Origin of the sequence: Sphingobium sp. LMC3-1-1.1, assembly GCF_040676285.1 — a bacterium.
Classification (GTDB): domain Bacteria; phylum Pseudomonadota; class Alphaproteobacteria; order Sphingomonadales; family Sphingomonadaceae; genus Sphingobium.
In genome coordinates this window covers 1-9,209 of sequence record NZ_JBEGHQ010000015.1, presented here as the reverse complement: position 1 = coordinate 9,209, position 9,209 = coordinate 1, and the positions used below count along the sequence as shown (strand labels likewise).

General features: G+C 59.6%; 7 protein-coding genes and 3 pseudogenes. 3 read left to right on the top strand and 7 right to left on the bottom strand.

Going from position 1 to position 9,209, the window contains the following annotated elements:
- A pseudogene (locus MRBLMC3_RS13305) lies at window positions 1–253 on the bottom strand (TonB-dependent receptor); the annotation flags it as partial.
- A gap of 1,013 nt (window positions 254–1,266) precedes the next feature.
- Here MRBLMC3_RS13305 and MRBLMC3_RS13300 point away from each other — a divergent pair.
- Window positions 1,267–3,747 (top strand): TonB-dependent receptor, encoded by a 2,481-nt coding sequence (locus MRBLMC3_RS13300; protein ID WP_363829538.1) that lies wholly within the window; start codon window positions 1,267–1,269, stop codon window positions 3,745–3,747.
- A gap of 107 nt (window positions 3,748–3,854) precedes the next feature.
- Complete coding sequence (locus tag MRBLMC3_RS13295; protein WP_363735800.1) at window positions 3,855–4,700, top strand: N-acyl homoserine lactonase family protein; 846 nt, start codon at window positions 3,855–3,857, stop codon at window positions 4,698–4,700.
- 240 nt (window positions 4,701–4,940) lie between these two features.
- Here the strand turns inward: MRBLMC3_RS13295 and MRBLMC3_RS13290 are convergent, their stop codons facing one another.
- The 5 genes from MRBLMC3_RS13290 to MRBLMC3_RS13270 form a co-directional block, all read right to left on the bottom strand.
- Window positions 4,941–5,477 (bottom strand): winged helix DNA-binding protein, encoded by a 537-nt coding sequence (locus tag MRBLMC3_RS13290; protein WP_133654642.1) that lies wholly within the window; start codon window positions 5,475–5,477, stop codon window positions 4,941–4,943.
- 237 nt (window positions 5,478–5,714) lie between these two features.
- On the bottom strand, window positions 5,715–6,059 hold the full coding sequence (locus MRBLMC3_RS13285; RefSeq protein WP_363829536.1) for a ketopantoate reductase family protein: 345 nt from the start codon (window positions 6,057–6,059) through the stop codon (window positions 5,715–5,717).
- Window positions 5,953–6,453 (bottom strand): ketopantoate reductase family protein, encoded by a 501-nt coding sequence (locus tag MRBLMC3_RS13280; protein WP_363829534.1) that lies wholly within the window; start codon window positions 6,451–6,453, stop codon window positions 5,953–5,955. Before MRBLMC3_RS13280 ends, MRBLMC3_RS13285 begins: the two co-directional genes overlap by 107 nt.
- A 4-nt stretch (window positions 6,454–6,457) precedes the next feature.
- Complete coding sequence (gene dmpG / locus MRBLMC3_RS13275) at window positions 6,458–7,513, bottom strand: 4-hydroxy-2-oxovalerate aldolase (RefSeq protein WP_363829532.1); 1,056 nt, start codon at window positions 7,511–7,513, stop codon at window positions 6,458–6,460.
- Complete coding sequence (locus tag MRBLMC3_RS13270; RefSeq protein ID WP_133654650.1) at window positions 7,510–8,466, bottom strand: acetaldehyde dehydrogenase (acetylating); 957 nt, start codon at window positions 8,464–8,466, stop codon at window positions 7,510–7,512. The genes dmpG and MRBLMC3_RS13270 overlap by 4 nt, the downstream gene beginning before the upstream one ends.
- Before the next feature lie 272 nt (window positions 8,467–8,738).
- Between MRBLMC3_RS13270 and MRBLMC3_RS13265 the strand changes: the two are divergent.
- Window positions 8,739–9,032 (top strand): annotated as a pseudogene (locus tag MRBLMC3_RS13265) (integrase core domain-containing protein); the annotation flags it as partial.
- 51 nt (window positions 9,033–9,083) lie between these two features.
- Here the strand turns inward: MRBLMC3_RS13265 and MRBLMC3_RS13260 are convergent.
- Window positions 9,084–9,209, bottom strand: a pseudogene (locus tag MRBLMC3_RS13260) (type II toxin-antitoxin system RelE/ParE family toxin); the annotation flags it as partial.

The window sequence follows — 9,209 nt, the reverse complement described above, 5'->3', positions numbered from 1 at the left end:
TAATGCGGCCAATGTCGATGCTGCTCGTCACGCCAAGCCGGGCCAGCTGCTCACTCCCCAGGGCGGTGATCGAGATGCCAACATCCTGAAGACGCTGCTCACGATGCTGCGCCGTCACGACAATCTCACCGTTGTCCATACCGCCTTCAGAGGCTTTCGACTGCGGGGCCTGCGCCTGAGCATATCCCGTTGTGGAAACCAGGGCGAAAGTCGTGGCGCCGATACCAAGCAGAATCTTCGTTTTTAAACGCATGCCTTATTCCCCTTTATCAGCCCGGTTCCCTCCGGACTCTCGATATTCGAGATATCGAGTCTACATATCAAGATCAAGAGAAATCATTCCAAGATGCTGCCAGACCTTGGCTAAATTTGAGCCGGTATCTGGCAGTGGCGAGATGGACCATTCCGCGGGGACTGTTGGCCAGGTGATCTTATCGGTGGTGTGGCCCGGTTGATCTTGATCCAGCCGAATACGCCTCAAGCAATCGCGCCCCTTGCAGAGCGTCCGATGATGTTCGTCTCACACGCCGCGTGTGGATGACCGCCTTATGGGCTCGCCTCGCCCGGTACCTTCGATGCCGCTGCGAGCAATTTCGCACGAATGAAACATACAGGCACTAATTTCGTTAGTTTCGGCCTTTGAGCAAAACTTGTCGATTTTTCTTGTGCTGTCAAGCACCCCATATATTAAATTATGCCAGTCCCACCTTTGGACGCCGGAAAGCGAACTGGAGTGGGATCGCAGCAGCATGATCTGGGCGGATAATGGCGGGCCGGCGTGCCCAAAGGCAGTAAAGAAATGCGCCGTGGACAGTGCCTTCGGCATGACGAATGGCCATGCCGTGCCGAGGGTCTTGTGTGGCGCCTTCCTGTCCCCAACTCCGCAAGGGATCCTCTGACTTTCCTCGCTAACGCTTCCATCGGTCGCGGGTCAGGCTTTTTGATTTGGCTTGCGGGCGCCACGGGCCGGTACGCAGTTCGAACGTGGCGGGCCACATCGGTTCAGCGAACTGCTACTGCTCTAGCCCTGGACTGGTAAGCCGCCGCATGGGTCCGCCCTTAAGGCGCGCGCCGGCAGCCCGTTCCTTCAGGCCACATCCTCCGTTCACCCAATTTGCAATCGCAGCTTTGCCACGGCCTGGCAGCGCGGTCGCTGGCTTTTTCCACCTTTGATCGAAACTGCCTGCATCTTAGATTGATTTTCAATTGATCTTACTATTTTGACGTGATATCTCGAATAACGAGAGTCCGGCTGGAGCCGGCCAGATGGGGGAATGGGACATGCGTTTAAGAACGAAGGCTCTACTTGGCATCAGCACCGCAACCTTTGCTCTGATCTCTACAACGGGACATGCTCAGGAAGCACAGTCGACGACAGCTACCGCCGAGGTGCAAAGCGCGGACACGTCCGGATCAACGGGGCAATCGGCCTTGGGCGGTGAAATCATCGTCACGGCACAGCGCCGTTCAGAAAACATCCAGAATGTCGGCATCGCGATCAGCGCCTATTCCGGCGACCAGCTTCGCGCCCTCAACGTCGTCGACTCTCGCGATATCGCAGCCCTCACCCCGGGCGTACACCTCGGCGGCGCCATTGCCGGGCAGAACAGCCAGTACACCATCCGCGGCGTCACCCAGAATGACTTCAATGATGTCGTGGAAGCACCCAACGCGGTCTACCTTGACGATGGCTACATTGCGATCGGCCAGGGACAGACGTTCGCTCTGTTCGACATCGATCGCGTCGAGGTGCTGAAAGGACCGCAGGGCACTCTCTTTGGGCGGAACGCCACCGGCGGCCTGGTGCATTATATCACCGTTAAGCCTGAACTCGGAAAAACCAGCGGCTTCGTCGATCTGAATTACGGCATTTACGACTCACCGGCGAATCCGGGCACGTTCCGCGGCGAGGCGGCCTTAAATCTGCCGATGGGCGAGAAGGTCGCCACCCGCGTCGCGGTTCTCTGGAACAAGAGCGGAGCGCTGCTGCGCAATCTCTATCCGCTGGGTGCGGTCGGCGGCTCGCCGGGCGCAGGCGCAGGAGCGAACATGGGTGACGACGACACCCTCGCCGGCCGTCTGACCACCTTGTTCAAGCCGAGCGACAGTGCGTCCATCACGCTGTCGATCAACGCCGGCCGATCGCGCCTCGCAACCGCAGCCTATCAACAGAAGCCGACTATCGCGCAGTTCGATGCCGCTGGCGAGTTGATCAACGTCATCAATGCAGCCCCCAATGAAACGCGAGCATCCATCGGAGCCAATGGTCAGGACGCGGGTTCGGACCTCAATAACGACGGCGTCTTCGGCGACAGCTTCGGCCGTCCGGTCGCGGGGGGTGACTATTTCGGCTATATCGATCCCGATGGCGCTGACTTCCGCACTTCTTCGGATTTCGCCTTCTCGGGTTTGAACAAGTCTCACACCTATGGCGTAAATCTCAACGGCGAGTTCGAACTGAGCAACGACATCACGCTCACTTCGGTTACGGACTACAAGAAGTTCTACAAGCTTCTCTTTCTCGACGTCGATGCGGGTCCGGGCAACCAGACCGGCAACTATCAAGGCGTCGATGCATGGACATTGAGCCAGGAATTCCGCCTTTCCGGCAAGACCGACATGTTCGATTGGACGACGGGTTTCTACTACCTCCACATCGACACGCACTCGATCAACGGCCTGAAATTCCCCGTCGGCAGCGTCGTGCCGGGCGCACCATTCGATCTCGGGACAGATGCCCACCTGATCACGAATTCCTATTCCGTGTTCGGTCAGATCGACTGGCATCTGACAGACCGCCTCAAACTCACCACGGGCGGCCGCTTCATCCGCGAACTGAAGGACTACAACTTCCTTCAGGGCATCTGGGGAACAACGGATTCCCGGCAGGCCCAGGTCGGCACGCCTTTTGTTATCGGTCCGGTCTTCGGCGCAAACGGGCCGGCTCCCTTTGTGGACAAGAAGGGTTCCTCGCTTTGGGCCGGAAAGGTCCAGCTCGATTTTCAGGTGACGCCTGACCTGCTCGTCTACGCAGGCATCAACCGTGGCGTGAAGGCCGGCAGCTACAACGCCCAGATACCAGGGGGACTGGGTGTTCCGGCAAGTGCGATCCCATACCGCCCGGAAGTCCTGCTCAGCTACGAAGGTGGCTTCAAGTACACGACCCCGGATCGCAAGACGCGCTTCAATGCCAGCGCTTTCTACTATGATTACAGCGACTATCAGGCCTTCCTGTTCAGCGGTGTATCTGGCGTTGTCGTCAACGCCGACGCGAGGAACTACGGTGCGGAAGCGAGCCTGTTCACCGCTCCGGCAGACGGGCTCGATCTCGGGGTCTCGGTTTCCTATTTCGATGCCAAGGTGAAGGACGTGCCGCTGCGCGTGGGCGGGCCGATCACGCGTGACGTCAAGCCTGTCTATGCTCCAGCTTTCCAGGCGAGCGCCATTGCCCGCTACGAATGGGACGCCTTTGGCGGGAAGCTCTCGATCGGCGCAGACGCCCAGTACAGCTCCAGCTTCTACTACAATCTCAGGAACTTCGATGCAGACAAGTTCGGTCGGTACGTGATGGTCAATGCCGGGCTCGGCTGGACCAACGAGGTCTGGACCCTCAACCTGCGCGTCCGCAACCTCACCGATGTCCGCGCCGGCGTGCAGGGCTTCGATCTGGCTTCGCTCTGCGGTTGCAACGAGGTTTCCTACAAGCCGCCGCGCCTCTTCCAACTGGGTGCCAGGTATAACTTCTGATAATAGCTGCCGGGAGAAACAGGGTGTCAACTCCGATACTTAACGCATTCCCCAAAAGGGATACCGACTATTCGATCTGGTCCCTCGCCTACTGCCAGGTCGATATCATGCAGGACTTTTTCGGCGGCTCGGGTCCTTACAGCAACAAGGGCGATGTGCACGCCCCGATGATCTACACCCTGCTCGTGGGCGGTGAAGTCGGCGGCAAGCAGCATGTTGCGCTTGTCGACTGCGGCTTCCGCAATGACTATTGGCTGACGCGCTATGCCTTCTCCAGCTGGGAAGAGCCAAAAGACGTGCTCGGCCGGGTCGGCTTCTCGCCGGAAGACGTCGACACGATCCTCGTCACCCACATGCATTTTGATCATATGGGCAATTTCGAGGCCTTTCCCAACGCCAAGCTCTATATCCAGTTTGACGAGTATATGGGCTGGTCAAACGCCGTCTGCGCCGCCCACCAGCACGAGACCGAAGAGGAACGGGCCTGGATCTTCTCCTCGTTCGATCCACAGGATCTCATCCGCGCTTCACAGGGTGTCGCCGACGGCCGGATCAAGTTCGTGCGCGGTGACGAGGAAGTGCTGCCCGGCGTGATCGCGCGTCTGGCCAAGGACAGCCATACCTTCGGCTCGCAATGGTTCGAGGTCCACACCCGCAATGGACCCTATGCCATGGCGGGAGATGCGGTCTACTGGTACCATAATATCGAGAACATGTGGCCTCCCGGTTACCATCAGGGCAACGCGTTCAACCAGATCAAGGTTTATCGTGAGATCAAGGAACTGCTCAAGCAGAAGACCGATCGCATGATCCCCGGCCACGATCCGGAAGTCTGGCGGCGCCACAGTTCATGGGCCGCGCCGAACGGCAACCAGATCGCCGAAGTCAATCTTCGTGACAACGATCCGAGCCGCAAACCTCACATCACTGGCGGCACGAAAGTCTACACCTGAACTCCCTGGGGTGGCCTCGATCACGGCAAGCAGAAGTCGGTGATAGCGGTCCATTCCAACTGCTACCTGCTTCAGGGCGCATATCGCCCTGAAGCAGGTAGAGCGATTTCCAGACGATCGGAACCGATCGCTGGTTAGGAAATCGCGGAAAACAGGGAAACCAGAGCGGCGATCTGATTCAATCAGATCGAAACCCGCTCCAGTCTGTCTGCAGGCCAAAGCCTGCCTTCTCGCCCGCCCTCAGGAAATCTCTGTGGCCGTGTGCGAAAGCGCTGCCGACGTGCGCGAAACCTCTTCATAGACCCCGGTCAGGAAGGAGAGGAAATGCGTGGCATTTCCGAGCTTCTCGTTCAGGTTCTCGAGACCCTTTACGCTTTCGATCAGCAATTCCCTGCGGATCACCGAGAATTCCTCACAGGCCTTCTTGCCCTTATCGGTCACATCGAATGCGTGAATCTTGCTTCCCGGCTCCTTGATCTTCTGGATCAGTCCATGGCTCTCCAGCTTACGCAAGCTGTACTGGACATTGGCAACGTCATCGCGGTTGAGCATGCGCGCGATGGTCATGCCGTTGCGCGGGCGGTCAAGCATGCGAATGACCTGCAGGATCAGATATTCCGAAACCTTCAGATCACCGTCGGCCACGATGGCGCCGGCCGTCGCGAGCCAGCGACTGAACGCTTCGTAGCAGCGGATGATGGACCACTCGAACTCGGTTACCTTGTATTCCAGCTCGTTCGAGGCAAGATGCCAATGGCTGTAGTACTTGGAATCCATGCTGATTTTCCTGCTTCTTCGGCGGCCTGCAAACGACCGGCTGCTTTTGCAATCGTACCTTGAGCAGGCGAAAGCATTAAGCAGACTCTTTGTCCAGCATGTAACGGGGCTTGCGGCTAAGATTGCCGACCTGCGTAAGACGGTCAGGGATTTTCGTCCCGCAACGCCAAGCCGGATATGTCCGGTGACGGATTAAGATTCAGCAAGGCGCCCGCTGCCGGATCATCTTGTCGAGCATCAGGAAAGTCGGGTGCGGAATGCCATGCTGCGCAGCAAGCCGCAGGACTGCACCGCCCAGGGCCTCGTGCTCCGGACATCCGCCGCCACTTCGGCCAATGCGCGTTGCAGCAGGCTCTCACCGTCCATATGGGAGAGGACAGAGCCCGCCGGCAGATCAAGCGCGGCGGCCACTGTGCCAAGACATGCGGCCAGAAGGAATTTCTCCCACAGACTGCGGCGGATGTCCGGAGCAGCCTCAACCGGAAGGGTCGTGTTTGCGAAAGCGGCCCCCGACAACCTGCTCGACCAGAGTCCGGTCGCCGTTGGTGCATCCGAACAGGATTGAAGGAGGCACCCCCACATGACGGACCGCATCACCGTCCATCTCGAAGAAACCATGTACGCGTCCTGCGGCTATGTATGCATCGGGCACCAGGCGCGCCGCCGTTTCATGCGCTTCGACACCGTTCTGGAGCGTCAGAATGACACCGGCCCTGCCGGCCGGGAGCGCCTGTTCCAGATCCGGCATCTTCACGCAGCAAATCGAGAGGTCGACCTGCGGCAAGCCGTCATCCGCTGCTGCGACACGGAGCGGCACTTCGATTGCCTTGCCGCCGCCATATATGATCTGCGGGGCTGCGCGGAGCGCGCGCAACCTCTGCCCGCGCGCAACCAGCACGACATCGCGGCCAGCCGCCGCCAGGACGGCGGCGACTGCACTTCCTATCGCGCCCGCTCCGACAACCGCAATGCGCATGTCGTCAGCCTTGGTGGGCTTCCTTCTGCTTGACCAGGTCCAGCGCAATGTCGACGATCATGTCCTCCTGGCCGCCAACCATCTTGCGCCGGCCGACTTCGGCGAGGATCGAACGTGTATCGACGCCATAGTCCCCCGCAGCCTTCTCGGCATGGCGCAGGAAGCTCGAATAAACGCCGGCATAGCCGAGTGTAAGCGTTTCGCGATCCACGCGCACCGGACGGTCCTGCAGCGGACGGACGAGATCCTCGGCGGCGTCCATCAACGCATAGAGGTCGCAGCCATGGTTCCAGCCCATACGATCGGCAGCAGCAATGAACACCTCGAGCGGCGCGTTGCCCGCACCAGCGCCCATGCCGGCAAGGCTCGCGTCAACACGGACCGCACCGTTCTGCACGGCCACGATCGAGTTCGCCACGCCGAGCGAGAGATTGTGGTGCGCGTGGACGCCGCGCTGCGTTTCCGGCTTGAGCACGCGGTCATAGGCCTGAACCCGGGCGGCGTAGTCGTCCATGCTCATCGCGCCGCCGCTGTCGGTGACGTAGACGCAATAAGCGCCATAGCTTTCCATCAGCAAAGCCTGCTGCGCCAGCGCTTCGGGGCTGGTCATGTGGCTCATCATCAAGAAGCCCGAAACATCCATGCCCAGATTGCGTGCGGCCTCGATATGCTGCTTCGAAACGTCGGCTTCGGTGCAGTGCGTGGCGATGCGGACCGACTTGACGCCCATTTCCGCAGCGTGCTTGAGGTCATGCACCGTTCCGATGCCCGGCAGCAGCAGCGTGGTGAGCACCGAATGCTCCAGCACTTCGGCAACCGCACCGATCCAGTCCCAGTCGGTATAGGCGCCGAAGCCGTAGTTGAAGCTGGAGCCCTGCAGGCCGTCGCCGTGCGCCACCTCGATTGCGTCAACCTTGGCCTGATCGAGCGCCTTGGCAATCGCCTGCACGTGCTCGAGGCCATATTGGTGACGAATGGCGTGCATGCCATCGCGCAACGTAACGTCCTGGATGTAGAGCTTCTGGCTCGTGGGATCGTTGAAAGTGCAGTTCAGGGTCATGCCGCCATCCTTTCGGCGATCTTTTCGGCGGTCTTCATGGCAGCCGAAGTCATGATGTCGAGATTGCCGGCATAGGCCGGCAGGTAGTGCGCCGCGCCTTCCACTTCGAGGAAGACCGAAACCTTGAGGCCGGTGAACTCGGTTTGTCCCGTGCTGGCCATCTCGGGAATGCGCAAGGGCCGGTTGCCCCCGATGCTTTCGAACTGCACGGCCTGCTTCAGGCGATAGCCCGGCACGTAGCTTTGCACTTGCGCCACCATATCGTCGATCGACTGGCGGATTGCCTCGCGATCGGCGTCCTCGCACAGGCAATAGACGGTATCGCGCATGATCAGGGGCGGCTCGGCCGGGTTCAGGATGATGATCGCCTTCCCACGAGTGGCCCCGCCGACCTCTACGATGGCCTGGCTGGTCGTCTCGGTGAATTCATCGATGTTCGCACGCGTGCCCGGGCCGGCGCTCTTCGAACTGATCGAGGCAACGATCTCGCCATAGTGGACCTTGGCAACGCGATTGACTGCCGCGACCATAGGGATGGTCGCCTGCCCACCACAGGTCACCATGTTGACGTTCGCTGCGTCAAGGTTCGCTTCGCCGTTGACCGGCGGGATCGTGTAGGGGCCGATCGCCGCGGGCGTCAGATCGATCATGCGCTTGCCTGCTGCCAAGACCAATTCGCTGTTGCGCTTGTGCGCGCCGGCGCTGGTGGCATCGAAAACGATCTCCACGTCAGCAAATTCGGGCATGGCCAGCAGGCCGTCAATGCCTTCATGCGTCGTAGCGACGCCCATCCGCGATGCACGCGCCAGGCCATCCGATGCCGGGTCGATGCCCACCATTACGCCCATTTCGAGCACGTTCGACAAGCGTAGCACCTTGATCATCAGGTCGGTGCCGATATTGCCCGAACCGATGATGGCTACCTTGGTCTTCTTTCTAGTCTGGAGATCCATTGCAAATTCCCAACAAGGATGGCTCGATAAAACTAGGCCAAACCTTCCGGTTAAACCAGCGGCCGGAGCGACCGATTTCTCATCTGATGAGATGCGAAGCCCGCACTGCCAAGCATCGCCCCCTCGGGCTGAAAAGAGCCGAGATCGGCTTAGGCAAGCCATGGCTTCCTGAACACGCAGATCGTGCAAATCGGGAGCGCCACGCCGTTGGCACCGTCGCTTCTCCTCTTCGAGATCATAGCGATCATAAGTTGGCTCAACGCTGGTCTTCAGACAACGGCCCGGAATTTATCTCGCGGGCGCTCGACCACTGAGCCTACATCAACCGTGTCACGCTGGACTTCAGCAGGCCGGGAAAGCCTACCGACAATGCCTTCGTGGAAAGCTTCAATGGCCGGCTGCGCGATGAATGCCTGAACACGCACTGGTTCTTGTCTTTGGACGACGCCAGGAGCAAGATCGAGGCGTGGCGGACGGACTTCAACGAGACCCGACCTCACACATCCCTGGGGTTCATGACGCCTGCCGAATTTGCTTCATCGGCCGGGGTTAACCCCGGCCGATGAAGCGCCGGATCTCTCGTTCTGGCCGGTGGCAAAACCGGGACAGGGTCACTCTCAGTGTGGAGAATCCTGTCGAAAACGATCGATCTGATGCATGCGTTCATGCAAAATCGTCACGATACCAACGGCACCATCTGACAAAACACGCCAGTAGATATAATGGCGCTCATACCGGCAATA

Excerpts from the sequence above, each read along its gene's own strand:
- MRBLMC3_RS13300 (WP_363829538.1), top strand. The coding sequence starts at position 1,267 with ATGGGGGAATGGGACATGCGTTTAAGAACGAAGGCTCTACTTGGCATC.
- MRBLMC3_RS13295 (WP_363735800.1), top strand. The coding sequence starts at position 3,855 with ATGCAGGACTTTTTCGGCGGCTCGGGTCCTTACAGCAACAAGGGCGAT.
- MRBLMC3_RS13290 (WP_133654642.1), bottom strand. The coding sequence starts at position 5,477 with ATGGATTCCAAGTACTACAGCCATTGGCATCTTGCCTCGAACGAGCTG.
- MRBLMC3_RS13285 (WP_363829536.1), bottom strand. The coding sequence starts at position 6,059 with ATGTGGGGGTGCCTCCTTCAATCCTGTTCGGATGCACCAACGGCGACC.
- MRBLMC3_RS13280 (WP_363829534.1), bottom strand. The coding sequence starts at position 6,453 with ATGCGCATTGCGGTTGTCGGAGCGGGCGCGATAGGAAGTGCAGTCGCC.
- dmpG (WP_363829532.1), bottom strand. The coding sequence starts at position 7,513 with ATGACCCTGAACTGCACTTTCAACGATCCCACGAGCCAGAAGCTCTAC.
- MRBLMC3_RS13270 (WP_133654650.1), bottom strand. The coding sequence starts at position 8,466 with ATGGATCTCCAGACTAGAAAGAAGACCAAGGTAGCCATCATCGGTTCG.